Annotated in this window: 24 protein-coding genes and 3 pseudogenes; 16 read left to right on the top strand and 11 right to left on the bottom strand. The window is 57.5% G+C overall.

Annotated elements, in window-relative coordinates:
- Positions 1–125 precede the first annotated feature (125 nt).
- From ACR0LF_RS22755 to ACR0LF_RS22785, 7 genes and pseudogenes are all read left to right on the top strand, one after another.
- Positions 126–1103 (top strand): HpcH/HpaI aldolase/citrate lyase family protein, encoded by a 978-nt coding sequence (locus ACR0LF_RS22755; RefSeq protein WP_480583820.1) that lies wholly within the window; start codon positions 126–128, stop codon positions 1101–1103.
- A gap of 7 nt (positions 1104–1110) precedes the next feature.
- A pseudogene (locus ACR0LF_RS22760) lies at positions 1111–1772 on the top strand (DUF4147 domain-containing protein); the annotation flags it as partial.
- Positions 1773–1973: 201 nt separating this feature from the next.
- Complete coding sequence (locus ACR0LF_RS22765; RefSeq protein ID WP_480583828.1) at positions 1974–2393, top strand: MOFRL family protein; 420 nt, start codon at positions 1974–1976, stop codon at positions 2391–2393.
- A 118-nt stretch (positions 2394–2511) separates the two neighbouring features.
- A pseudogene (locus ACR0LF_RS22770) lies at positions 2512–3753 on the top strand (sarcosine oxidase subunit beta family protein); the annotation flags it as partial.
- 13 nt (positions 3754–3766) lie between these two features.
- On the top strand, positions 3767–4054 hold the full coding sequence (locus ACR0LF_RS22775) for a sarcosine oxidase subunit delta (protein ID WP_480583817.1): 288 nt from the start codon (positions 3767–3769) through the stop codon (positions 4052–4054).
- Positions 4051–6996, top strand: a pseudogene (locus ACR0LF_RS22780) (sarcosine oxidase subunit alpha family protein). Before ACR0LF_RS22775 ends, ACR0LF_RS22780 begins: the two are co-directional and overlap by 4 nt.
- On the top strand, positions 6989–7549 hold the full coding sequence (locus ACR0LF_RS22785; protein WP_480583814.1) for a sarcosine oxidase subunit gamma: 561 nt from the start codon (positions 6989–6991) through the stop codon (positions 7547–7549). Before ACR0LF_RS22780 ends, ACR0LF_RS22785 begins: the two are co-directional and overlap by 8 nt.
- A 9-nt stretch (positions 7550–7558) precedes the next feature.
- On the opposite strand, the gene ACR0LF_RS22790 is transcribed toward ACR0LF_RS22785, so the two are convergent.
- The gene (locus tag ACR0LF_RS22790) at positions 7559–8413 is read right to left on the bottom strand and encodes a GlxA family transcriptional regulator (protein WP_480583811.1); all 855 of its coding nucleotides are present in this window, start codon (positions 8411–8413) and stop codon (positions 7559–7561) included.
- Between the two features lie 140 nt (positions 8414–8553).
- Between ACR0LF_RS22790 and ACR0LF_RS22795 the strand changes: the two genes are divergently transcribed.
- On the top strand, positions 8554–9183 hold the full coding sequence (locus ACR0LF_RS22795) for a helix-turn-helix domain-containing protein (RefSeq protein ID WP_480583808.1): 630 nt from the start codon (positions 8554–8556) through the stop codon (positions 9181–9183).
- On the opposite strand, the gene ACR0LF_RS22800 is transcribed toward ACR0LF_RS22795, so the two are convergent.
- Genes ACR0LF_RS22800 through ACR0LF_RS22820 form a run of 5 tightly spaced genes read right to left on the bottom strand, consistent with a single transcriptional unit; the run spans position 9161 to position 13514 of the window.
- Positions 9161–9658, bottom strand: a complete 498-nt coding sequence (locus ACR0LF_RS22800; protein WP_480856485.1) for a GNAT family N-acetyltransferase — start codon at positions 9656–9658, stop codon at positions 9161–9163. The genes ACR0LF_RS22795 and ACR0LF_RS22800 overlap by 23 nt on opposite strands.
- 18 nt (positions 9659–9676) lie before the next feature.
- On the bottom strand, positions 9677–10744 hold the full coding sequence (locus ACR0LF_RS22805; protein ID WP_480583806.1) for a heme-dependent oxidative N-demethylase family protein: 1068 nt from the start codon (positions 10742–10744) through the stop codon (positions 9677–9679).
- Positions 10745–10757: 13 nt separating this feature from the next.
- Positions 10758–11720 carry a PDR/VanB family oxidoreductase gene (locus ACR0LF_RS22810; protein WP_480583803.1) on the bottom strand — a complete coding sequence of 321 codons (963 nt, stop codon included), beginning with the start codon at positions 11718–11720 and terminating at the stop codon, positions 10758–10760.
- Positions 11717–12313 (bottom strand): dimethylamine monooxygenase subunit DmmA family protein, encoded by a 597-nt coding sequence (locus tag ACR0LF_RS22815; RefSeq protein WP_480583800.1) that lies wholly within the window; start codon positions 12311–12313, stop codon positions 11717–11719. The genes ACR0LF_RS22810 and ACR0LF_RS22815 overlap by 4 nt, the downstream gene beginning before the upstream one ends.
- A gap of 55 nt (positions 12314–12368) precedes the next feature.
- A complete protein-coding gene (locus ACR0LF_RS22820) occupies positions 12369–13514 on the bottom strand; it encodes an aminomethyl transferase family protein (protein WP_480583797.1) in 1146 nt (381 codons plus the stop codon).
- Positions 13515–13856: 342 nt separating this feature from the next.
- Here ACR0LF_RS22820 and ACR0LF_RS22825 point away from each other — a divergent pair, with 342 nt between their 5' ends.
- The 7 genes from ACR0LF_RS22825 to ACR0LF_RS22855 all read left to right on the top strand — a co-directional run bounded on the left by ACR0LF_RS22825 (position 13857) and on the right by ACR0LF_RS22855 (position 20753).
- The gene (locus ACR0LF_RS22825) at positions 13857–15230 is read left to right on the top strand and encodes an ammonium transporter (protein WP_480583793.1); all 1374 of its coding nucleotides are present in this window, start codon (positions 13857–13859) and stop codon (positions 15228–15230) included.
- An 11-nt stretch (positions 15231–15241) separates the two neighbouring features.
- Positions 15242–15457, top strand: coding sequence for a hypothetical protein (locus tag ACR0LF_RS22830; protein ID WP_170712940.1), 216 nt, complete (start codon positions 15242–15244; stop codon positions 15455–15457).
- 146 nt (positions 15458–15603) lie between these two features.
- Positions 15604–16533, top strand: a complete 930-nt coding sequence (locus ACR0LF_RS22835; RefSeq protein WP_480583790.1) for a class II glutamine amidotransferase — start codon at positions 15604–15606, stop codon at positions 16531–16533.
- Position 16534: 1 nt separating this feature from the next.
- Positions 16535–17218, top strand: a complete 684-nt coding sequence (locus ACR0LF_RS22840) for a protein GlxC (protein ID WP_480583787.1) — start codon at positions 16535–16537, stop codon at positions 17216–17218.
- Between the two features lie 20 nt (positions 17219–17238).
- On the top strand, positions 17239–18567 hold the full coding sequence (locus ACR0LF_RS22845) for an FMN-binding glutamate synthase family protein (RefSeq protein WP_480583822.1): 1329 nt from the start codon (positions 17239–17241) through the stop codon (positions 18565–18567).
- Positions 18568–18647: 80 nt separating this feature from the next.
- Positions 18648–19976, top strand: a complete 1329-nt coding sequence (glnT, locus tag ACR0LF_RS22850) for a type III glutamate--ammonia ligase (RefSeq protein WP_480583784.1) — start codon at positions 18648–18650, stop codon at positions 19974–19976.
- 66 nt (positions 19977–20042) lie between these two features.
- Positions 20043–20753, top strand: coding sequence for a type 1 glutamine amidotransferase (locus ACR0LF_RS22855; protein ID WP_480583781.1), 711 nt, complete (start codon positions 20043–20045; stop codon positions 20751–20753).
- Here ACR0LF_RS22855 and ACR0LF_RS22860 read toward each other — a convergent pair whose 3' ends face one another.
- Positions 20754–21188 (bottom strand): group II truncated hemoglobin, encoded by a 435-nt coding sequence (locus tag ACR0LF_RS22860; protein WP_480583778.1) that lies wholly within the window; start codon positions 21186–21188, stop codon positions 20754–20756.
- 140 nt (positions 21189–21328) lie between these two features.
- On the opposite strand from ACR0LF_RS22860, the gene ACR0LF_RS22865 reads away from it, so the two are divergent.
- The gene (locus ACR0LF_RS22865; RefSeq protein WP_480583775.1) at positions 21329–22174 is read left to right on the top strand and encodes an EamA family transporter; all 846 of its coding nucleotides are present in this window, start codon (positions 21329–21331) and stop codon (positions 22172–22174) included.
- On the opposite strand, the gene ACR0LF_RS22870 is transcribed toward ACR0LF_RS22865, so the two are convergent.
- The 4 genes from ACR0LF_RS22870 to ACR0LF_RS22885 all read right to left on the bottom strand — a co-directional run.
- On the bottom strand, positions 22137–22547 hold the full coding sequence (locus ACR0LF_RS22870; RefSeq protein ID WP_480583771.1) for a hypothetical protein: 411 nt from the start codon (positions 22545–22547) through the stop codon (positions 22137–22139). The two genes, ACR0LF_RS22865 and ACR0LF_RS22870, sit on opposite strands and share 38 nt — an antisense overlap.
- A gap of 86 nt (positions 22548–22633) precedes the next feature.
- On the bottom strand, positions 22634–23524 hold the full coding sequence (gene folD / locus ACR0LF_RS22875; RefSeq protein WP_480583769.1) for a bifunctional methylenetetrahydrofolate dehydrogenase/methenyltetrahydrofolate cyclohydrolase FolD: 891 nt from the start codon (positions 23522–23524) through the stop codon (positions 22634–22636).
- A gap of 109 nt (positions 23525–23633) precedes the next feature.
- Positions 23634–23882: a chorismate mutase gene (locus ACR0LF_RS22880; RefSeq protein ID WP_480583766.1), complete on the bottom strand. Its 249-nt coding sequence runs from the start codon at positions 23880–23882 to the stop codon at positions 23634–23636.
- 57 nt (positions 23883–23939) lie between these two features.
- The coding region (locus ACR0LF_RS22885; protein ID WP_480583763.1) for a formate--tetrahydrofolate ligase at positions 23940–24193 on the bottom strand (254 nt) is incomplete at its 5' end.

Here is a 24193-nt window from a genome sequence, read left to right on the forward strand (position 1 = left end):
ACGGCCTGGCCGCCAATGGCGAAGACGGCAACGGCGCGGTCGAAGCCAAGGTCAAAGCCGAAGTCGCCGAACTCTGCGCGCGCTTCCCTATCTATCCAAACCTGTAAGTCGAAGGACCCTAACCCATGAGCTTTCACTCAATTGAACAAGCCCCCGCTCGCCTGAACCGCAGCGAACTTGCTGTGCCCGGCAGCCAGCCCGGCATGTTTGAAAAGGCGGCCAAATCGGATGTCGACGTCATCTTCCTTGATCTGGAAGACGCCGTTGCACCGGACGAAAAGGAACAGGCCCGCAAGAACATCATTCAGGCGCTGAACGACATCGACTGGGGTACCAAGACCATGTCGGTGCGGATCAACGGGCTGGACACCCACTACATGTACCGTGACGTGGTCGATGTTGTCGAACAGGCCGGTGAGCGTCTTGACCTGATCATGATCCCCAAGGTTGGCACCGCCGCCGACGTCTATGCGGTCGACATGATGGTCACCCAGATCGAAGATGCCAAGGGTTACAAGAAGCGGATCGGGTTCGAGCACATCATCGAAACCGCACTGGGTATGCAGAACGTCTCTGAGATCGCAGCCGCCTCGAAACGCAACGAGAGCCTGCACTTCGGCGTGGCCGACTATGCGGCGTCGACCCGCGCCCGGACGACCATCATCGGTGGCGTGAACCCGGATTATTCGGTTCTGACCGACCCGGATGCAGACGCACAGCGCGCAACGCACTGGGGCGATATGTGGCACTATGCTCTGGCCCGCATGGTTGTTGCCGCCCGTGCCAACGGCCTGCGCCCGATCGACGGCCCGTTCGGCGACTTCCAGGATCCCGATGGCTACAAAGCGGCTGCAAAACGCGCGGCGGTACTGGGCTGTGAGGGTAAATGGGCGATTCATCCAAGCCAGATCGCGCTGGCGAACGAGGTCATGTCGCCGTCGGACGCCGAGGTTGACAAAGCGCAGCGCATTCTTGTGGCAATGGCCGAGGCCGAAGCGTCCGGCAAAGGCGCCGTGTCTTTGGATGGTCGCCTGATTGACTATGCCTCGATCCGTCAAGCTGAAGTATTGGTCGAAAAGGCGGGTCAGATCGCTGCCGCATGAGCGCACTATGACCGAGCAATCCTCAATAAATCTGTGGGATAGCGCCGCAGCCATCTTCGCTGCGGCGGTCACCGCCGCAGATCCGGCAGATTCGCTGCGCAGACGATTGCGGACGGCACCGTTTCCCGCACCAAAACAAGGCGGGCGCAGTATCCTTATCGCTGTCGGAAAAGCTGCGCCTGCCATGATGGCAGAGGCATTGCAACATGTTCAGGGCGACCACATCGCCCTGGCCGTTACACATGCTGAAAACCAGACCGATGTGGACGGAGCGACCGTATTGAATTGCGCGCACCCCGTCCCGGACGAACGAGGACTGAAAGCGGGGAGACAGATCATCGCCCTGCTCAAATCAGCACGTGAGGAAGATCAGATTATAGCGCTGATCTCGAGCGGGGATCGGCCTTGGTTCCCGCGCCTGTCAAGGGGTTGACCCTGTCAGACAAAATCACGGTCAACGAGGTTCTACTGTCTTCCGGACTCGACATCGTGCGGATGAACCTTGTGCGTCAGCACCTGAGCCGAGTTAAGGGCGGTGGGTTCTTGCGACACGGCTCACCTGCCCCGGTCACGGCCTATATCTTGTCGGATGTGATCGGAGATGATCTGTGTGCCGTAGCCAGCGGACCGACCGCCCTTCCAATCGGAAGCCGCGCCGACGCCCGCAGAACCTGCATCGAGGCCGGTATCTGGCATCGGTTGCCAAAATCTGCCCGCGCCCATCTGGAACAGAGCGTTCCCGAACAGCCCATAGCGGTTGAAGCGACCAATCATCTGATCGGGTCGAACGCAATCAGCCTTGAGGCCGCGCATGCTTGTGCGGCGCAGACCTGCCGGGCTGAAATCGTATCCGACGCGTTGATCGGTGACGTGTCAGATGCCGCGGAACAGATTTTGCAAGCAATCCCGTCTGCCACTGCTGAGCGTCCAATCGCTCTGCTGTTTGGTGGTGAGACTACTGTACGCTTACAAGGCACCGGGCGCGGTGGGCGCAATCAGGAATTGGCATTGCGGGTCGCCCAACTGGCGGAGGGACGATCGATACCCGGCAACTGGGTATTTCTCAGCGGCGGCACGGATGGGCGCGATGGCCCCACCCCGGCGGCTGGTGCGATTGTGGATGCTGGGACGTTCGGCCGAATCCGCGCTTCGGGGCATGACCCTGCCGCCCTTTTGGCAAACAACGACAGTCACAAGGCGCTGACGTTGTCAGGTGACCTTCTGATAACCGGCGCGACCGGGACCAATGTTGCGGACATCCAGGTCTTGCTGCTTGGTACTGACACGTAAGGCGTTGTGAATTCGCCGGCCTTCAGGTCTGATTCAAAGCTATCGATGTCGGATTTGAGAGTATCAATTCAGATGATTTGCGTGGAATCTGGCGAAAAAGGTCCGATCCATGCGATAATCTGGCTTCAAAGTCATCAAAGAGGCGCTTACCGGCCACAAAGGTTGGAAGCCCGCTTGGCGCGACCCTGAACCCAAACCGCACTATGACATAGTGATCATAGGCGGCGGAGGTCATGGTTTGGCGACGGCGCATTATCTTGCCAAGATCTATGGGCACCAAAAGGTCGCGGTGATCGAAAAGGGCTGGATCGGCGGCGGCAATGTCGGACGCAATACGACGATCATTCGCTCAAACTATCTGCTGGATGGGAATGAGCCGTTCTATGAGTTCTCGCTGAAACTGTGGGAAGGTCTGGAACAGGATGTAAATTACAACGCGATGGTCAGTCAGCGCGGGATCATCAACCTGATCCATACGGATGCGCAGCGTGACGCCTTTACCCGGCGGGGCAATGCGATGATCCTGAACGGCGCGGATGCCGAATTGCTGGATGCCGATCAGGTACGCCGGGAATATCCGTTTCTGAATTTTAACGATGCGCGGTTCCCGATCAAAGGTGGTCTGGCGCAGCGGCGCGGCGGCACCGTGCGTCACGATGCCGTGGCCTGGGGATATGCGCGCTCAGCCGACAGTTTTGGCGTCGATATCATCCAGAACTGCAAATTGACCGGGTTTCGGATCGAAGACGGCACATGTCTGGGTGTCGAGACCTCGAAAGGGTTTATCGGCGCGGGCAAGGTCGGCTGTGCCGTTGCGGGCAATTCGGGGCGGTTGATGGGCATGGCGGGGATGCGCCTGCCGATCGAAAGCCATGTCTTGCAGGCCTTTGTCTCGGAAGGTCTGAAACCGGTTCTGCCGGGCGTCATCACCTTTGGTGCCGGGCATTTCTATGTCAGCCAGTCCGACAAGGGCGGTCTGGTCTTTGGCGGAGATTTGGACGGGTACAATTCATACGCGCAGCGCGGCAATCTGCCTGTGGTCGAGGATGTCTGCGAGGGCGGCATGGCGCTGATGCCGATGATCGGCCGGGCGCGTCTGCTGCGGAAGTGGGGCGGGATCATGGACATGTCCATGGACGGCTCACCCATCATCGACCGGACCGATATCGAAGGGCTCTATTTCAACGGCGGCTGGTGTTATGGCGGGTTCAAGGCGACCCCAGCCTCGGGTTACAGCTTTGCGCATCTGTTGGCGAAGGACGAGCCGCACCCGACTGCAACCGCCTATCGCTTCGACCGGTTCCGCACTGGGCGGATGATCGACGAAAAAGGCATGGGCAACCAGCCCAACCTGCACTGAGGGGAACAGCACCATGATCATCAATCATCCCTTGCTGGGCCCGCGAGACAGCTCGGAATTCGTCTATCTGGGCGACGCCACTCTGATCAATCGCCCCGACGGGCAGGGCGATAACGCGGTCGACGCGTTCCACGATTACGCCTATCTGCGCGACAATCCCGCCGGGCTGCATCGCGAGCTTTGGTTTCACGAAGGCGGAGACCGGTCGTGGCTGGTCGTGACGCGCAACACCGTGACGCACGAGATCACAGACGTGGAATTGGCCCGTGACGTGGCCTGGGCACAGGGGCGTTCCAAATGACCCAAGACAATAGGCTGAGCGGCGGTCAGATCGACCGCACCAAAACCCTGAATTTCAAGTTCGACAACCGCAGCTATTCGGCGCATCCGGGCGATACACTGGCTTCGGCCCTGCTGGCCAACGGAGTGCGCCTGATGGGACGGTCGTTCAAATACCACCGCCCGCGCGGCGTGCTGACCGCCGGATCGGAAGAACCCAATGCCATCGTCGAACTGCGCTCGAGCAACCGGCAGGAGCCCAACACCCGCGCCACAACGATCGAGATGTTCGATGGGCTTGAAGCCCGATCCCAAAACCGCTGGCCCAGCCTGAAATTTGACGCGCTGGCAATCAATGACAGGTTCTCGAATTTCCTGTCGGCCGGATTTTACTACAAGACCTTCATGTGGCCAGCCGCGTTCTGGGAATAGCTCTATGAGCCAATGATCCGCCGTGCCGCCGGTCTGGGCTCGCTGTCGATGCAAGAGGACCCGGATGAATACGACAAGGGGTTCCGGCATTGCGATTTGCTGATCATTGGCGCAGGCCCATCTGGATTGGCTGCGGCCCTGACCGCTGGCCGGGCCGGATCGGACGTTATCCTGGCGGATGAGGATTTCGCGCTTGGCGGGCGGCTGAACAGTGAAACCTTCGCGCTGAACGACATCCCGGCAGGCGAATGGGTTGCGCAGACGGTGGCTGAACTGTCAGCGATGCCGAACGTCCGTCTGATGCCGCGCACCACCGTAATCGGGGCGTTCGATCACGGCATCTATGGCGCGGTTGAACGTACGGGCGACCACCTTGCTACCTTGCCCGCAGGCAAACCCCGGCAAATCCTGTGGCGTATCTATTCCAAACGCGCCCTGCTATGTGCAGGCGCGACCGAACGACCCATCGCTTTTGAGAACATCGACCGCCCCGGGGTCATGCTGGCCAGCGCGTTGCGGACTTATGCCAACCGGTTCGCAACGACGGCGGCGCAGCGCGTGGCGATCTTCACCAACAATGACGACGGCCATCGGACCGCCGCTGATCTGCATGCCAAGGGCGTCAAGATCGCGGCCGTGGTGGATGTTCGACCGGATGCGCCGATCAGCTACGAATACGAAGTGCTCGCAGGTGCTCAGGTCGTTGATACCAAGGGCCGTCTGGGTCTGAGCTTTGTCGAGGTCAAACTGGCCGACGGGTCCAAGCGCACATTGGAATGCGGTGCGCTTGGCGTGTCCGGTGGCTGGAATCCGAACGTGCATCTGACCTGCCATCAGCGGGGACGCCCGATCTGGAACGAGGATATGGCGGCCTTCGTTCCGGGCGTAGACCTACCGCCCGGCCTTACGGTCTCGGGTGCAGCAAACGGAACGATGTCGACCCATGGCGCGCTGCAATCCGGTGCCCAGGCAGCGGTTGAAGCGCTGGAACTCTGCGGCGCGCTTCCCGATTTGCCCACGGCCGAGGATGCCCCGGTCTCGCAAACGCCATACTGGTATGTTCCGGGCTGTGCGCGCGCGTGGCTGGATCAACAGAACGATGTGACGGTCAAGGACGTGAAGCTTAGCCATCAGGAAGGATACCGTTCGGTCGAACATCTGAAACGGTACACCACGCTGGGCATGGCGACCGATCAGGGCAAGACCTCGAACATGGGCGGTCTGGCGATCATGGCGGAACTGGCCGGGAAATCCATCCCCGAGACGGGAACGACGATTTTCCGCCCACCTTATACACCGGTGCCGATTGGCACCTTTGCCGGGCGCATGAAAGGGCAAGAATTCCACCCGGCCCGCCTCGCGCCTTCACATTACTGGGCCAAGGAACGGGGTGCGGTTTTTGTCGAGGTTGGCAACTGGTTGCGGGCGCAGTGGTTCCCGCTGCCCGGCGAAACACATTGGCGTGAATCCGTCGACCGCGAAGTCCGGCAAACCCGCGCATCGGTGGGCGTGTGCGACTGCACAACACTCGGAAAGATCGACGTACAAGGCACGGATGCGGCGGATTTTCTGAACCGCATCTACTGCAATGGCTTTGCCAAATTGGCGGTGGGCAAAACCCGCTATGGCTTGATGCTGCGTGAAGACGGTATTGCGATGGATGACGGCACCGCAGGACGACTGGCAGAGGATCATTTCGTGGTGACGACAACCACGGCGAATGCGGTCAAGGTCTATCAGCACATGGAATTTGTCCGGCAATGTCTGTTCCCTGACATGGACGTCCAACTGATCTCGACCACCGAAGCCTGGGCGCAATATGCCGTTGCTGGTCCCAACTCGCGCAAACTGCTGCAGAAGATCGTGGACCCGGAATTTGACATTTCGAATGAAGGTATTCCGTTCATGGCCTGCGCGAATATCACCGTTTGCGGTGGCCTGCGGGCGCGTCTGTTCCGGATTTCGTTCTCGGGCGAGCTGGCGTTCGAAATTGCGGTTCCCTCGCGCTATGGCGACGCGTTGATGCGGCGTCTGATGCAGGACGGTGAAGAGTTCGATGTAGTTCCATACGGCACCGAGGCTCTCGGCGTCATGCGGATCGAAAAAGGACACGCCGCAGGGAATGAACTCAACGGGACCACCACAGCGCTGAACCTTGGCATGGGCCGGATGGTGTCCAAGAAGAAAGATAGTATCGGTTCGACCCTGTCCGAACGTGAGGGGCTGAACGAGGCTGATGCGTTGAACATGGTCGGCTTCAAACCCGTGAACAGCGCGGACAAAATAACCGCTGGCGCTCATCTCATGGATGCATCCGGCCCGGTCGATGCCGTGCATGATCAGGGCTATGTTACGTCGGCTGCGTTCTCGCCTTCGTTGGATAGTCACATCGGCCTGGGTTTTCTGAAAAACGGCGGTGACCGTCAGGGCGAAAAGATGCGCCTTGTGTCGCCACTGACCGATCTGACCGTCGAGGTCGAGATTGTCTCGGCTCATTTTGTCGATCCTGAGGGAGAACGGCTTCGTGCATGATCTTGTTGCAATAACCGCCCTGGGCGGATCTGAGCCCCATGTCGATACGGTTGGAACCGTCACATGTACCGAGGTGCCTGACGTTGCATTGGCCTCGGTTGCCGCACGCGCGGGCCGTGAAGCAGAAACCCGCAAGGCGCTTACAAAACTAATCGGCGCCTTGGCACCTGATGTTGGTCAGTTTGCCGGTGACGTTGTCTCGGCGTTTTGGATCGGACCGGATCAATGGATGGTCGAGGCGCCCTTCGATACCCATGAGGAACTGGCCCATCAGACAAAAGACTGTGTCGGCGACACCGCGTCTGTTTCAGAACAGACCGATGCCTGGACCCGGTTTGATCTGGAGGGCGCCGATGTTTTGGCAGTTCTAGAGCTGCTTTGCATTCTGGATTGCCGAAGGATGGAACCGGGCCAGACGGCACGAACGTCAATCCATCACCTTGGCTGCTTTGTTCTGTGCAGATCCAGCGGTTTGTTCAGCCTGTATGGCCCCCGTTCTTCGGCAGGGTCTCTGCATCATGCAATTGTAGCAGCGATGAAATCCGCTCTTTGAGCGTCTCGCTCAGCTTGAAGGCAGCGGTGCGTTGTCTTCGACTCGGAAGCGGTTAATGCGGTGGCGGTCTTCGCTGGGGCTTTGACCGGTCGCCTGTTTGAAGGCGCGCTCAATTTGGCGCGGCGTGACACCGGCCTGCTGTGACAGTTCGGCAATCGACAACGGATCGCCAATTCGGCTGGCGTATAGCTCAACGCATTTTGCCACAAGCGGCGGCAGCTTTTCACCCATGTCGGGCCTGCTGGTATCTGGAACCTGTTGGCGTACACCTTCACCTCGCATCAGCGGGTGCTGAAACCAGCAGGCCACCTCATGCGCGACATCACCACCCAGACGATCCTCGATCAGGTGCAGCGCCAGATCGAACGCGGCCGCAGCCCCCGCTGCGGTGTAGCGTGAGTTGTCCGTTACTATAACTTCGCGCCGGGCGTCCATGTCCGGAAACTCAGCCTCAAAGGCCGCCTCGTAGCACCAGTGAACCGATACCGGATGACCATTCATGACGCCTGAGCGAACCAACGGAAACACGCCCACACTTATCCCGCCCAGAATGGTTCCATGGCGCGCAAGCATGCGTAATACTCCATCACCCTGGGTCGGATTCTGAAACTTTGAAGTCGGGCCGCTGAGCAGGAACAGAATATCAATCGACTTGCAGTCGGACAGGTCGCGCTCAGCCTCGAACCGGACATTGGCGCTAGATCTGACTTTGCCCCCGTCTTCCGTCACCAATGACCAGCAAAATGTCTCTTGTCCCGCTATTTCATTTGCCGCTCTCAAAGGTTCGATGACCGAAGTCAAGCAGGCCATCGGAAATCCGTCGAACAACAGGAATCCAATCTCGTTACATTTTTCTACCAGCATGATTATTTTACTATCAGGAAAAATAGGTGCTATGATAGCCCGAATTGGTTTGGCTGAAACGGCGCAGCTGCTTGCACCGTTGGTTCGGACAAGTGTAGCAAGACATTGAAGGCGAAACATTGAAAAAACGCGACACAGAAATGGTGGGAAATCTGACTCAGGATCCGCATTCCGTTCGAACGAGTGAACGTGAAAAGGTGCTCGAAGTAGCGATTGGCCGCGAGGTCCGAGCCTTTCGTAAACAGCAAAACATCACCGTCGCTGAACTGGCCCAACTGACAGGATTGTCAATCGGCATGTTGTCGAAGATCGAAAACGGCAACACGTCGCCCTCTTTGACGACGCTGCAATTACTCGCCGACGCACTTTCGGTTCCTCTGACCAGCTTCTTCCGCCAGTTCGAGGAACGCCGGGAAGCCGTTCACACAAAAGCAGGCGAGGGTATCGAGCTTGAGCGCGAAGGAACCCGCGCCAATCATCAATACAATCTGTTGGGTCATATTGGCGCCAACGGGTCAGGCGTGATTGTCGAGCCGTATTTGATCACGCTCACCGCAGAATCCGATGTCTTTCCGACGTTCCAGCACGGTGGGATTGAAACAATCTACATGTTGGAGGGAGAAGTCGATTATCGCCACGGAGAAAAGAATTATCCATTGAAACCCGGCGACACCCTGTTCTTTGACGCGGATGCCCCGCATGGACCAGAGAAACTGGTCAGCCTGCCGGCAAGATACATTTCTGTGATTAGCTATCCGCAGACAAATTGACTGGCTTGCGCATCAGGAAATCAGTGGGTTTATCGTAACCTTCGTGCGTTCCCGTACTCACGATCGTGAAACCAAGGCGTGAAAACACGCGATGATTCTGGGTGAGTTCGACACGGGTTTCCAACTCAAGCTCGGGCAATTCAAGGGCCGCGGCCCGACGCGCGGCATGGTCGACCATCGCCGAACACAGGCCCTGCCCGCGCATCCGCTCGTGCACCGCCAGTTTTCCCATATACAGCCTGCCAGCCATTGGCATTAGGAACATGCAGCCAATAAGCGGACGGCCTATAACCCAAATTTCACCCCCGGCATGACAATGTGCCTGCATACCTTCAACAGTCAGCCGATGGACGGAGGACGGTGGGTCGATCCGGCCATCCATGCATCGGAACGAAGAACGCAGTAAGGCTAATACGTCATACACGGCAGAGTCGTTGCCGAGTACCTGCCAAATTGTCTTGTCCGGACTAGTCATGACCGCCGCGATACCCGTTTACTTTGACAAAGGCGGTTCCGTTTCCAGATCCGGCCATACACCCGGTGAGGTTGGAAGACCGTCGTCAAACTGGCTGAGGTAGTCCAGCATCATTGGACGGTTGTCGATAAACCCTTTGTAGGTGGCCAACTCAACCGGAAGATCGCGGATAACACGATGCAGGCGGCGACCCCATTTCGGTACCGTCATCAGATCCTGAAAACTGCACAGATAACAGCGAATCGGAAATACCAGCGCGTTTGACCGTGGCAACCGGAAGAAGGTCTGTAGCTCAACCCGAAGATGCTGCTTGTGGGCGATGTTCTCAGGCGTCAACGTTGTCTTCTGAATACCCCATTTGTGATAGTTCTCCGGGCTGGTATCCAGCAAAGGATTCACCGTCATCGTCCAGTTCAGACGACGTGCCGGAGCCCCTTGCTGAATGTTCAGCAGGAATTTCAGCGCGCGCTTGAAAATTCCCATCTCATGTGCTTTCGGAACTGGCGCATGCCATTCGAAAAAGTTCATGCCGATGTCGAAATCCAGGCTCCAGTCTGCCTGGGTCGTTACCATCCCGGCATCCATCCACAACATCTCATCCCGCTGATCCAGCACAGCGAAATCGCCCTGTGCCTGGCGCGTGATGTATTCCATCGGACCGTATGGCAGGGTGGTTTCGTCCATGAAGGTGAAACTGTGATCAATGCCTAGCGGCTTGTTAATCCAGCGCCACTGATTGCCGTTGCGGTGCAGCTCGAACAGGTCAGGGTAGTCTTCCGACTTGCTGACCATGATCAGCTCCAGCAGGTCCCAACCCGCCAAGGTCATATGCGGCAGTGACTGACAACGCAGAGGGTCTTGATCCAGAACGATGGCGCGGTCTTTCATTTCCGACACATAATGTTCGTCTACATCGAACCGCATCTCGTAGACCGAGCCTTTTGGCCCGCCCCGGTGCTGCTCCATGTTGACCGAATACATATAGCTGTCTTCGTGAAACGGGAAAGGAAAGCGTTTGATCGCCCATTCCGAGTTGTGGAACGTATAGTCGTCGCGGAAGGACTCGTCGTTGAATTGAATGGTCATGTCGGGCCTCCTCTCAGCGGTCCAGCACGAGGGACTGGCCCTCGAAACGCGATACGCAGGGCATGATCTTCTTGCCTGCTGCCTTTTCTTCGTCCGTCAGCCAGTGATCGCGATGAACAAAGTTTCCGTCGTGATCCAGCACAACGGTTTCGCATTGGCCGCAGGCCCCGCCACGGCACAGATACGGCGCATCCACGCCTTCGCGTTCGATGGCTTCCAGCAGGCTTTCGTTCTCACCCACATGAATGACTTTGTCTGATGTTGCCAAGCGCACTTCGAACGGTTTGCCGGGCTGCGGTGCCAGAAACTCTTCATAATGCACGCAATCCTCGGGCCAGCCTTCGGCGGCAGCAGTGCCGCGCACCCAATCGATCATGCCTTTGGGGCCGCAGACATAGACATGCGTGCCCAAAGGCTGCCCGCTCAGCAGGTTTTTCAGATCGATCTGTTGATTTTGGTCGTCATAGTACAGATGTGTTTCGTTTGGATGCCTGTCTGTCAGTTGATCGGCATAAGTTGCCAACGCATTGTTACGGCACGCATAATGCAGTTCCCAATGACCGTGCAAAAGTTCTAGCTGTTTGATCTGCGCCAGAAACGGGGTGATACCGATGCCACCGGCCAGAAACAGGTGCTTGCGGGCCCGCAGATCAAGCGAGAACAGGTTGACCGGATAGCTAATGGTCATTTCATCGCCCAGTTTGACCTGGCGGTGCATGAACAACGAGCCACCCCTGCCCTGATCGTCGCGCCGGACCGAGACGGTATAAGACGACTGATCAAACGGGTCGGACATCAGGGAATACGGGTTAAGCCGCGTGATACCACCGTCCCGCATTTCGACAACAGTATGCGCTCCGCCCGAAAAGGTCGGCAACTGACCACCATCAACGCGTTCGAACCGGAATCGCGTCACCAATTCGTTCAACGGGGTGATTTCGGTCACTTTGACCTGAATTTTCTCGGCACCACTCATTCGTAAATCCCCTTCGGCTCAGGCACGTTACCATGGTCCTCGGCATCAACGCGGACACCCTGATAAGCGGCAAGACGGCGGGAATAGTGGTCGCGTACAAACAGATTTAGCCCACAGTGCGCGCAGCTAAACGGATCGACCTCGACATCTTCGGTGACGCCTTTGCAATGCACGCATTGCATCCGGCGCGCGACCGAGCCGCGGTGTTCGGTCTGAATCGCAGTATGCGGAAGACCGACGGCCATCACCTCGTTCATGGCCTGCCCCATCATCCCCTCGGTGCCGGTCAGATAGACCTGCAACCCCATATGCGCGTCCCCCAACACACGGCGAATACGATGCAGCGCGGCTGCATAAGAGGGACCTTCGTAGAATTGCGCAGGATTCAGCGCCTGCAGCTTTTCCGAGAATTCCGTGCCTTTTGGGATGTAGATCAAATGGGTTTTAGCCATCAGATCGTTTGTCGCTATGTCAAGGATGGCTTCGGCCCCTTCGGCCTCGGCGATCATGAGGTGATGTTCGCCCGGGCGAACCTCTAGCGTGCCCCAGACCGGGCGGCTTACGATTGACTTGGGAAATTCGAACTTTGACATTTTGTCCTCAAATAGGAAAAGGGCGCCACGGTGTGTCCGTTGCGCCCCCTGAAACTCAGCCTTTTGCGGTTCTGATCGATTTGTCCTGATCGTAGAACGGCATCTCTTCTGCAGTCGCCGCTATTTCTGTCCCATCGCCGTTGCGCACTGTCAACTCGGTGCCGGGCGAGGCACAGGCGACCGGCATCCGTGCGATACCCACATTGTGCCCATTGATTTCGGAATACATGCCAAAGGTGACAACACCGACCTTTTCACCGTTCTGCAGCAGGTCAGCACCCTCATCCGCCGGGGTGGTGCCATCCAGTTTGACACCATAGATCTTGAACCGCTCTTTGCCTTGCGAGGCATAGTGGTTCTCGGCGCCGATAAAGCCGGTCTTGCCCGGTGAAACGGTAAACTCCAGACCCAATTCCCACAGGGTATCGCCGCATGTTTCATCGTCGAACGGATAGGTTTCCGAGTTGTCCCCGGGGTAAAACAGCAGATAGCTTTCTGTGCGCAACAAATCGAGCGTCGAGAACTGGACCGGAACAATGCCCATGCCCTTGCCCTCGGCCAGGATGTTGTCCCACAGATGCACAGCGTGCTTTGCCTGACAGAAAATCTCATAACCGCGCTCACCAGTATATCCGGTTCGCGAAATCATCACCGGGCAGCCATAGAGTTTGGTCTGCATGATGCCAAAATAGGCCAGATCCCGAATGCCGGGAACGTGCTTGGCAAGGAAATCCACCGCTACCGGCCCCTGCAACGACATGTCGTGCATGTCATCATCAAAGATGACCGAACAATTCTTACCGGCGGCAACCGATGTCAGCTGTTCCATCCCTGTCCCGGTGCCGTGCACGACAAGCCACGTGTTCACCGAAAGGCGATAGATGATACAATCGTCGATAAACTTGCCTTCGGAATTCAGGATCGACGCATAAGTCGACCGACCCGGCATGATTTTTTCCACATTCCGTGTGGTGACACGGTCAATGACATAGGCTGCATCTTCGCCGACCACATGAACTTTCTTCAGACCTGACACATCCATCAGCCCTGCCTTGGTGCGGATCGCTTCGTAATCTGCTTTGGCGCGTTCCGGGCTATTGTCATAGAACCATGCGGTTCCCATACCGTTCCAGTCTTCCAGCTCGCCGCCGATCTCGGCATGGCGCTGTGCAAGGGCGGACGTCCTCCAAAGAATAGCCATTGTTCAGCTCTCCCGTTGATTGCTTTTTTGTTGACCATATTGAGGCCGAAGTCGGATCGAAAATCAACACCTCTGTGCAGGTTTTTTTCCTGTTGGGAATATTTGCCTGCAATTTTTGCACCCTGGAAGGAGTGCGCGACAGTCGAATAAGTGATTATTTATCAATTCTATAACCACCATTTTGACGTCACAAAGCAGGCACGAATTACTGGCGTTAAAGATGTTTGCCTCACATATCTATTGACAGGTCGCAAATGAAATTGTCCCCTGAGTGCACAATTTTTCCCAGCAGGAAATTCCTCATAGAAAGACCTCCTGCTGTAACAACAGGGAGACTACGAAGTGGATGGTAATCTAAATGCACTCACGACGGTCTTTACCGAGTTTTACTACTGGGTAACGGTCGTCTTCATGTTCCTCATCCATGTGGGCTTTTGCATGTACGAGGTCGGCGCTAGCCGGGCCCGTAACCATATGCACACATTGATGAAAAACATCATGATCATCCCGCTGGTGACGGTCACGTTCTTCTTCTTTGGATGGTGGATTTATTGGGCCTTTCCGAACTTTCCGTTCTGGGGCGGTTTGGATACCGAAGCGGGCGCTGCAAATCTGCCGTGGGCAGACACCATGGCGACCAATCTGGGTGATAGAATCACCGGCGTCTTCTGGGCGGCGTTCCTGCTGTTCTCGTGGACGGCAGCCTCGATTGTATCTGGCTCTGTGATCGAGCGGATTAGATCTTCGGCCTTGTGGGTCCATGCCGTGATGATTGGTTCAGTTTGGTGGATCATCGACGCCGCGTGGGGTTGGCACTACGGCGGTTGGATGGTGCGCGTTCTTGGGTACCACGATGCTTACGCTTCCGGGGTTATTCACGCAATCGCAGGCGGTTACGCACTTGGGGTGATCATGGTTCTGGGTCCCCGCCTAGGCAAATTTGCCAAAGACGGTACCCCGCGGGATATTCCGCCACATAACCCTTGGCTACTGACAATCGGGATATTCCTGATCTACACGGGTTTCTGGGGCTTCTATGCCGCATGCAATGTTCCCGCGATCTCGCCTGAGGCAATCGACGGTCAGATTACCGGAGTTACATGGACCGCAACTAACATCTATCTGGCCCCAACCACGCTTTCCGCGATTACCTTCAACTTCCTGATGTCACTGTCCGGCGGGTTGATGGCAGCGTATGTGGTTTCCAAAGGCGACGCCTTCTGGACATTCTCGGGCGGTCTGGCCGGAATTATCACCGCTTCGGCAGGTAACGATCTGTATCACCCGATCCAGGCAATGATAATTGCCGCTGTCGGTGTCGTAATCGTTTACAATCTGCACTATTGGGTTGAGCGCCGGTTCAAGCTGGATGATGCCGTTGGAGCCGTCGCCGTGCATGGTTACGCAGGGTTCGTTGGCTTGGTAATTTCGGGCTTTGTCCTCTGGGGTGTGCCTTCTTCTCCATATGAAGGTTACGCGACGATTAACCCGGTCGGTCAGATCACTGGTGCTGTCATCATGTTCTTTGTTCTTGGCTTCTTGCCAGGTTGGATTCTGGCGAAAATTCAATCGGCCGCTGGTGTTCTGCGCATCCCGGAAGAAGTTGAACTTCAGGGTCTCGATTACGCTGAACACCATGCCTACGAAGACGCCAAAGCCGCGATAATTGCAGCCGACAAAGAGGAACTGGCTGCCCGTGGCATAGCAGCTAAGTAAGGGAGAAAGATATGTCTACTAACGGATATACAAACTGGGCCGTGGATCTGGCCGAAGTCGGACCAATCTATCCCTTCCAAGGTTACGAAGTTCTGATGGTCATTGTGGGCGTCGTATTCTGGATCGGCTGGCATCGCATCCAATTTGTCCGAGAAGGTGAACACCTCGAGAAGGCTCGCCACACTGGCGATGAAGAAAAAGTGAAAGCACAGCTGGAACGATACTGATCCGGCTTTGAAAGCTGGCAATGGGCATAAATCTAAATCCTTGTCCATTGCCTCTCAGGAAAAATACTTTCCTATGATTATTGATGTTCGTTTGAATTGTTGGTACCGTAGAATCATAGCGAAACACACAAGGAGATCTGCCAGCCATGTGCGGAATTGTTGGATTATTCCTCAAAGACCAGTCTCTTGCGCCCCAACTGGGCAATATGCTGACAGACATGCTGATCACGATGACGGATCGCGGCCCCGACAGCGCGGGGATTGCGATTTATGGCGAGGAATCAGGTGGTAAGACCAAGGTGACACTGCAGTCACCCAATCCCAAGGACGACTTTGCCGGTCTTGCCGAAGAGCTGGGGCAGCACTTGGGCGCGGTTGTAAGCCAGACTGATAATGACACGCACACTGTGCTGGACGTTCCGGCCGGGCAGTTTGAAGCGGCACGGGCCGCGTTGGCAGAAATCCGGCCTTCGGTCCGGATCATGAGCCGGGGTGAGATGCTAGAGATCTACAAGGAAGTTGGCCTCCCCAAAAACGTGGCCGCGCGCTTTGACATCAGCAGCATGAGCGGCACGCATGGCATTGGTCATACCCGCATGGCAACGGAATCTGCGGTCACGACGATGGGTGCCCACCCGTTCAACACCGGGCCCGATCAGTGTTTGGTTCACAACGGCTCGCTGTCAAACCACAACTCGCTGCGCCGCAAACTGCGTCGCGAAGGAGTGGTGATCCAAACCGAAAACGATACCGAGGTCGGAGCCGCCTATCTGACCTGGAAGATGATGAACGGGGCCACCTTGGGTGAGGCGCTGGAAAGCAGCCTTGAGGATCTGGATGGCTTCTTCACCTTTGTCGTCGGCACCAAGGATGGGTTCGGTGTGGTCCGCGATCCGATCGCCTGCAAACCGGCAGTAATGGCCGAGACCGATCAATACGTGGCCTTTGGCAGCGAATATCGGGCGCTTGTGAACCTGCCCGGCATTGAAGACGCCCGCGTCTGGGAGCCGGAACCGGCAACGGTTTACTTCTGGTCCCACAACGACAGCCCGACAACGACGGAAAAGGCCGCCTGACATGCAGACCTATGATCTTGAAGCAAACGGCCTGCGCGGGCTGAACGCAACGCTGCAATCGCAATCCACCGAGACGAACCAAACCAGCTGGGAGGTTGTGAACCCCAAGGGCAGCCACGCGATTGCCGTCGGGCTGGACGCGCCCATCGAGGTGACAGTCAAGGGGTCCACCGGCTACTACTGCGCTGGCATGAACCAGCAGGCGACGGTTAAGGTTGAAGGCTCGGTCGGGCCCGGCGTGGCCGAGAACATGATGTCCGGTGAGGTGATCGTCGATGGCGATGCCAGCCAGTATGCCGGGGCTACGGGTCATGGCGGTCTGCTGGTGATTAAGGGCAATGCCAGCTCGCGTTGCGGGATTTCGATGAAAGGCATCGACATCGTGGTGCACGGCAATATCGGCCATATGTCCGCCTTCATGGCACAGGCCGGGAACCTTGTGGTCTGTGGTGATGCAGGCGACGCGCTTGGGGACTCGCTCTATGAGGCGCGGCTGTTCGTGCGCGGCTCGGTCAAAAGCCTCGGCGCTGACTGCGTCGAGAAAGAGATGCGCCCCGAACACCTGGAGATTCTGAAGGACCTGCTGGATCGCGCAGGCGCGGATGCCAGTCCGGAAGAGTTCAAACGATATGGTTCGGCCCGTCAGCTTTACAATTTCGACGTCGATAACGCCGCCGCTTACTGAGGATAAAGGGTATGAAAGATATGGACGATCAGATCCCCCGCACCCTGCCGATCCAGTCGGCGACATTCACCAACCCGATCAACGCGGAAATCCGCCGCGCCGCGGCGACTGGCATCTATGACATTCGCGGAGGTGGCGCCAAACGCAAGGTGCCGCATTTCGACGATTTGCTGTTTCTGGGCGCGTCGGTGTCACGATATCCGTTAGAAGGCTATCGCGAACGCTGCGACACCTCGGTGACACTGGGTACGCGCTTTGCCAAGAAGCCGATCGAACTGGAAATTCCGATCACCATCGCGGGCATGAGCTTTGGCGCTCTCTCTGGGCCGGCGAAAGAAGCCTTGGGCCGGGGCGCATCGTCAGCTGGCACGTCAACCACCACTGGTGACGGCGGCATGACACCCGAAGAACGCGGTCACTCCAGCAAGCTGGTCTATCAGTATTTGCCCTCTCGTTATGGCATGAACCCAAACGACCTGCGCAAGGCCGACGCGATCGAGATTGTGGTCGGTCAGGGCGCCAAACCCGGCGGCGGCGGTATGCTGCTGGGGCAGAAGATTAGCGACCGTGTGGCCGAAATGCGCACCTTGCCCAAGGGTATCGACCAGCGCTCGGCCTGTCGCCATCCTGATTGGACCGGCCCGGATGATCTGGAAATCAAGATCCTCGAACTGCGCGAGATTACCAACTGGCAGGTGCCCATCTATGTCAAGGTTGGCGCGACCCGCCCCTATTATGACACCGCGCTTGCGGTAAAGGCCGGGGCCGATGTGGTGGTGATGGACGGTATGCAGGGTGGCACTGCCGCGACGCAGGACGTGTTCATCGAGCATGTGGGTCTGCCGACGCTGTCCTGCATTCGCCCTGCCGTACAAGCGCTGCAGGACTTGGGCGTGCATCGCGAAGTGCAACTGGTAATCTCGGGCGGCATTCGCACCGGAGCCGATGTAGCAAAGGCAATGGCCCTTGGCGCCGACGCGGTGGCCATTGGCACCGCCGCGCTGGTGGCGCTTGGCGACAACGACCCGAAATGGGAATCCGAATACCAAAAGCTGGGCACCACCACCGGGGCCTATGACGACTGGCACGAGGGCCAGGACCCCGCGGGTATCACCACGCAGGATCCCGATCTGGCTGCCCGTCTGAATCCGGTCGAGGCCGGACGCCGTCTGCGCAACTATCTCAAGGTGATGACGCTTGAGGCGCAAACCATTGCGCGGGCCTGTGGTCATAATCACCTCCACAATCTCGAACCCGAGGATTTGTGCGCCCTGACGATGGAGGCCGCGGCCATGGCGCGTGTCCCGTTAGCCGGGACAAGTTGGTACCCGGGCAAAGAAGGATTCTGAACGGATGCTGCGCGGCTCCCTGACGGGGGGCCGCGTATTTGCTTTGAAAATCGAAATTCAACAGGGAAAGGAAAGCCATCGTGACGACAGATCTCGCAGCTTTCGCAAAAGAAAAAGGCGTCAAATACTTCATGATCTCTTTCACTGACCTGTTCGGTGGGCAGCGGGCTAAGCTGGTGCCCGCACAAGCGATAGCCGACATGCAAGAAGATGGCGCGGGTTTTGCCGGGTTTGCTACCTGGTTGGACATGACCCCAGCACATCCTGACATGCTGGCGGTGCCGGACCCGTCATCGGTGATCCAGCTGCCATGGAAGCCTGAGGTCGCCTGGGTTGCAGGCAACTGCGTGATGGAAGGCAAGGATGTCGCCCAGGCCCCGCGCAACGTGCTGCGCCGCCTGATCGGCGAGGCCGCCGAGATGGGCATGCATGTCAAAACCGGCATTGAGGCTGAATTCTTCCTGCTCACCCCCGATGGCGAGCAGATCAGCGACCCGTTCGATACCGCCGAGAAGCCCTGCTATGACCAGCAGGCGGTGATGCGCCGCTATGATGTAGTGCGCGAAATCTGCGACTATATGCTGGAACTGGGCTGGGGACCGTATCAGAACGATCACGAAGATGCCAATGGCCAGTTTGAGATGAACTGGGAGTTTGACGACGTTCTGAAAACCGCCGACAAACACTCGTTCTTCAAATTCATGACAAAGTCGGTGGCCGAAAAGCATGGGCTGCGGGCCACCTTCATGCCCAAGCCTGTCGAAGGGCTGACAGGCAATGGCTGCCATGCTCATATCTCGGTCTGGGACGCGCCCGGGGCGGACGCCAAAACCAACGTCTTTGCCGGCGAAGGCGATGGTCCGACCGGCGAGGTGGGTCTTGGCGAACAGGGCAAGTATTTTCTGGGCGGTATCATGAAACATGCCAGTGCGCTGGCGGCGATTACCAACCCGACGGTGAACAGCTACAAGCGCATCAACGCACCGCGTACCATGTCGGGCGCAACCTGGGCGCCCAATACTGTGACATGGACCGGCAACAACCGCACCCACATGGTCCGGGTGCCCGGCCCGGGCCGGTTCGAACTACGCCTGGCCGACGGGGCCACCAACCCCTATCTGCTGCAGGCAGTCATCATCGCTGCTGGTCTGTCCGGCATCCGCTCGAAGGCCGATCCGGGACGGCGCTGGGATATTGACATGTATGCCGAAGGTCACACCGTCACCGACGCCCCCAAATTGCCGCTGAACATGCTCGACGGGTTGCGCGAATACGACAATGATACCGAGTTGAAAGCCATGATGGGTCAGGAATTCTCAAGCGCATTTTTGAAAATGAAGCATCAGGAGTGGAACTCGTTCGTCAGCCATTTCTCTCGCTGGGAAAAGGACCACACGCTCGATATCTAATAAACTTTTTGGGGCTGCGGACCGCTGCCGCCCCAATACCGACGCTCGGATGGAGGCCTACGCCTAATGAATGTGCTTATTTTCCAGCATTCATCGGGTGAAGGTCCCGGAGCGTTTCTCGAGCACATTTCATCATGCGGTGATACGGCCAAAGTCGTGCATCTGTATGATGGCCAACCAATCCCGCAACTCGACGATTTTGATTTGCTTCTGGTTCTGGGCGGCCCGATGGACGTCTGGGAAACCGAGGCGCATCCGTGGCTCGCGCCCGAAAAACAAGCGATCAGGACGTGGATTCAAGACCTCAAGCGACCGTACTTTGGAATATGTCTGGGGCACCAACTCCTGGTTGATGCGTTGGGAGGGAAATGTGCACTTATGCAGAAGCCTGAGATCGGTGTGCTTGCCATCAATCTGACTAACAACATGCGCAGTGATCCGCTGTTCGAGCTCCTGCCCCATCAATTCCGGGTGCTACAATGGCATGGCGTTGAGGCCATCGATCTACCTCCCAACTCATCGGTTTTGGCGCAATCTGAGGCTTGCGCTGTACAGGCATTGCGGGTCTCAGATCGCGCCTGGAGCGTGCAGTTTCACCCCGAACTTGTTCAGGGCACGATCCAATCGTGGATGACCGATCCGGCAAATCATCAATGCGCTGTGGATTGGCTTGGATGCGCAGATGCGGTGCAGGAGATGACCTCCGAGAGCGACAATATTACCGATGAACAATTCAAGATCACGTCCAGCATCTATGCCAGATTGCGACAGATCTGATTAGCCATGAACCTCAAGGTTCAATCCGTTGTCGGCTTCAACTCTCCAGTCTGGGACATCGTTGACCAGCATCAACGCGGCACGGCGCAGAGTTTTGCGCATTTTGTCCACCACCGGACCGTCCATTCCGCAATCCGCCAACGCGGCGTCAAACGTATCCAGCCAAAGCTCGGCATCGGCTTCGCGTATCGGCACATGCGCATGAATTTCACGCAGGTCCATATGACCAAATCGCTCACGATAATAGGCCCGACCGCCCAGGAACCCGCTCAGAAATTCAAACTGTGCCTGTCTCGTATGAGACAACCCGTGTCCGCGAAAATGCAACCTGTGCAATGGATGTACGGCCGGATCGGTCTCCATGCGGTCGTAGAACCGTTCGACCAGAGCCCGAAGTCTATCTTCACCGCCGATTTGATCCAATGCAGATGACATACGTCTCTTTCCCGAGTGTAACCGTCAATAAATATTGCATACCAGGAAAATAAGTTTATCACCAGTGACATGTTGGCGCGGTTGATATCGCAAGATGGGCACGTAATGTGTGGGCATGACCAGATACATGAGGCGACCGGATGAGCGCCCTTGTACTGGGTCTGCTGGCCGCATTATGTTGGGGCTTTCACGATCTTGCCGTACGATATGTCAGCCAGTCCGTGAGCGTCATCGCCGCGTTGATGGCCGTGCTGGTTGCCGGGGCTGTGCTTCAGTTCGGACTTGTGGCGATCTGGTCCGGGTTTGCCCCCATGCCCGTCGAGGCAGTGTCCTATGCAGTTGCGTCGGGCGGCTTTTACCTGCTTGCTGGCCTCAGCATGTATGCTGCGTTTCAGCGCGGGCCTGTACGTCTGGTCGCCCCGCTTGTCGCCAGCTATCCCGTTTTGTCAGTCACCCTTGCAATATGGCGCGGTTCCGAAGTCAGCATATGGCATTGGCTGGCAATCATCGCCATTGGTGTCGGCGTGTCCATTGTCTCAGCACGATCCAAGGGTGACGGAGCAGAATATCCTGCAGCCAGGCCGACAATTGCCTTTTCAATTCTTGCTGCAATAGGGTTTGCTGCGACATTCGCTTTGGGACAATATGCAGCCGAACTTGGCAATGAGTTCACCGTTTCGCTGATTGGACGCTTGACCGCCATCCCGGTCCTGGCCGCAATTGCCCTTGCATCCCGCAAGTCGCTTTGGCCGGGCACGCGGGCCCTGCCCCTGTTGTGCCTGATGGGCACGCTTGACGCGGTGGCGCTTTTGTGCGTCGTATCTGCCGGGGGATTGCCCAATGCCCAATACGCATCCGTCGCGGCCTCGATCTTCGGGTTATTGACGGTTGTCCTGGCCTGGGCGATCCTGAGAGAGAAAATGTCAATCTCTCAATGGCTTGGTTGCCTCATAGCTTTTTCCGGAATTGGCTATCTTGCGATTTGAGCATCCGCTTGCCCATTGCAATACCATGAGCCTGATGGGCCACAATCGCGCTGTATAACACGCAATCAACTTCGCCCGGGCGAACTGGTCCGGGATGATGCCATGAGCCAGGTCGACTGAGATCTTTGTGTCCCTGCAATTCACTTCGCAGGTTGAGAATATCAATATGTGTAGGCGCGTCAGGCAGCAACAAGACAGCATATACATCCACCGCCGCGTTCAATTGCTTGACCTGAGTTCGGCACTTATCCTGCGACATATCCTTGCCCCAGAATTGCTGATCCAACGCCATGCCGGTTTGTGCCGCGCGGGCTACCAACGCGCGGACGCGCGCAGCATTCGACGCCGAATGACCAATGGATACGATCACCATGCGCGCGGCACGGCCCGCAATATACCAATATTGTTGCGCGCTGGCGCAGGCAGATATTCTGCCGGTTGAAGCGCCAGCAGCGAGGCTCACGCTGTTAGGCCTTGAAGTTCTGGGAGTTTGTTAGCGCGACAACATGCAGTGAGTGTGTTTGCCAGCAGGCAGGCGATGGTCATCGGACCCACGCCGCCCGGAACCGGGGTGATCGCCCCCGCGCGTTCGGCGGCGCTGGCATAATCGACATCGCCGAGCAGCTTGTTCTTGCCGTCGCGCTCAATCCGGTTGATGCCCACGTCGATCACGGTCGCGCCTTCCTTGATCCAGTCGCCCGGCACCATCTCGGGCCGTCCGACGGCCGCCACGACAACATCGGCGCGCCGCACAACGTCGGGCAGATCCCTGGTGCGCGAATGGGCGATGGTCACGGTGCAACTATCGCCCAGCAGCAATTGCGCCATCGGCTTGCCCACGATATTCGACCGGCCAATCACAACCGCATCCATCCCCGAAAGCGAGCCATGGTAGTCGCGCAGCATCATCAGGCAGCCCAGCGGCGTGCAGGGCACCATCGACTTCTGACCGGTGCCCAGCAGGCCCACGTTCGAGATGTGGAAGCCATCGACATCCTTGGCCGGGTCGATCGAATTGATCACCAGATCTTCGTTCAGATGCTTGGGCAGCGGCAGCTGCACCAGAATGCCGTGCACGGCGGGATCGTTGTTCAGCTTGTCGATCAACGCCAGCAAATCTTCCTCGGATGTGTCGGTGTCCAGCTTGTGCTCGTACGAGTTCATGCCGACCTCGACGGTCATCTTGCCCTTGGACCGGACATAGACCTGGCTGGCCGGATCTTCGCCCACCAGAACCACGGCCAGACCGGGCGTGATGCCGTTTTCTTCTTTCAGCTTTGCAACCTGATCGGCCACCTGCGCACGCACTTTGGCCGCAAAAGCCTTACCGTCGATGACTTGCGCTACCATCCTTTGATCCCTTCATTCGATAAACGGATCGGGCGCGCGGGCGCCCGGTTATTCAGTCAGAGCCGAGCACGCGCTCTTCCCGCGCGATCGACCAGTCTATCAAAATGCGTCACATCCGCTCGGCAAGGTCCGGGTCCAGCCCCAGATCGTCCGAGCTTGCACGCACACGCTGCACCACCTCTTCGACATGCTGAGGGATACGGGAGGGCAAACCCTCGCCGGGTTTCAGCTGAGACGCGCGATCGATGTAGGTTGCGCGCGTTACCAACAATTCAATCAATTGGCGGTCCAGCTTGTCGATCTGAGGCCGCAATTCCTGCATCGAGTGACAGTCTTGCGGAGGTATCAGATTGGGCATTTCAATCTCCTGCGGCCCGGGGATATCCCCGGACCACGAGATGTCTTATTTGGGGGCTTAGAACAAGCCCTCGATCTCACCTGCGTCGTTGAGGCAGATGGTTTCCGCAGCAGGTTTGCGCGGCAGTCCGGGCATGGTCATGATCTCACCACAGACAACCACGATGAAACCGGCACCAGCGGACAGGCGAACCTCACGCACCGGAACCGAGTGTCCGGTAGGCGCGCCGCGCAGGGACGGATCGGTCGAGAACGAGTACTGGGTCTTTGCCATGCAGACCGGCAGGTTGCCATAGCCCGCTGCTTCCCACT

The organism is Ruegeria sp. E8 (assembly GCF_056533985.1).

Excerpts from the sequence above, each read along its gene's own strand:
- ACR0LF_RS22755 (WP_480583820.1), top strand. The coding sequence starts at position 126 with ATGAGCTTTCACTCAATTGAACAAGCCCCCGCTCGCCTGAACCGCAGC.
- ACR0LF_RS22775 (WP_480583817.1), top strand. The coding sequence starts at position 3,767 with ATGATCATCAATCATCCCTTGCTGGGCCCGCGAGACAGCTCGGAATTC.
- ACR0LF_RS22790 (WP_480583811.1), bottom strand. The coding sequence starts at position 8,413 with ATGCTGGTAGAAAAATGTAACGAGATTGGATTCCTGTTGTTCGACGGA.
- ACR0LF_RS22795 (WP_480583808.1), top strand. The coding sequence starts at position 8,554 with ATGGTGGGAAATCTGACTCAGGATCCGCATTCCGTTCGAACGAGTGAA.
- ACR0LF_RS22800 (WP_480856485.1), bottom strand. The coding sequence starts at position 9,658 with ATGACTAGTCCGGACAAGACAATTTGGCAGGTACTCGGCAACGACTCT.
- ACR0LF_RS22805 (WP_480583806.1), bottom strand. The coding sequence starts at position 10,744 with ATGACCATTCAATTCAACGACGAGTCCTTCCGCGACGACTATACGTTC.
- ACR0LF_RS22810 (WP_480583803.1), bottom strand. The coding sequence starts at position 11,720 with ATGAGTGGTGCCGAGAAAATTCAGGTCAAAGTGACCGAAATCACCCCG.
- ACR0LF_RS22815 (WP_480583800.1), bottom strand. The coding sequence starts at position 12,313 with ATGTCAAAGTTCGAATTTCCCAAGTCAATCGTAAGCCGCCCGGTCTGG.
- ACR0LF_RS22820 (WP_480583797.1), bottom strand. The coding sequence starts at position 13,514 with ATGGCTATTCTTTGGAGGACGTCCGCCCTTGCACAGCGCCATGCCGAG.
- ACR0LF_RS22830 (WP_170712940.1), top strand. The coding sequence starts at position 15,242 with ATGTCTACTAACGGATATACAAACTGGGCCGTGGATCTGGCCGAAGTC.
- ACR0LF_RS22835 (WP_480583790.1), top strand. The coding sequence starts at position 15,604 with ATGTGCGGAATTGTTGGATTATTCCTCAAAGACCAGTCTCTTGCGCCC.
- ACR0LF_RS22840 (WP_480583787.1), top strand. The coding sequence starts at position 16,535 with ATGCAGACCTATGATCTTGAAGCAAACGGCCTGCGCGGGCTGAACGCA.
- ACR0LF_RS22845 (WP_480583822.1), top strand. The coding sequence starts at position 17,239 with ATGGACGATCAGATCCCCCGCACCCTGCCGATCCAGTCGGCGACATTC.
- ACR0LF_RS22855 (WP_480583781.1), top strand. The coding sequence starts at position 20,043 with ATGAATGTGCTTATTTTCCAGCATTCATCGGGTGAAGGTCCCGGAGCG.
- ACR0LF_RS22860 (WP_480583778.1), bottom strand. The coding sequence starts at position 21,188 with ATGTCATCTGCATTGGATCAAATCGGCGGTGAAGATAGACTTCGGGCT.
- ACR0LF_RS22865 (WP_480583775.1), top strand. The coding sequence starts at position 21,329 with ATGAGCGCCCTTGTACTGGGTCTGCTGGCCGCATTATGTTGGGGCTTT.
- ACR0LF_RS22870 (WP_480583771.1), bottom strand. The coding sequence starts at position 22,547 with ATGGTGATCGTATCCATTGGTCATTCGGCGTCGAATGCTGCGCGCGTC.
- folD (WP_480583769.1), bottom strand. The coding sequence starts at position 23,524 with ATGGTAGCGCAAGTCATCGACGGTAAGGCTTTTGCGGCCAAAGTGCGT.
- ACR0LF_RS22880 (WP_480583766.1), bottom strand. The coding sequence starts at position 23,882 with ATGCCCAATCTGATACCTCCGCAAGACTGTCACTCGATGCAGGAATTG.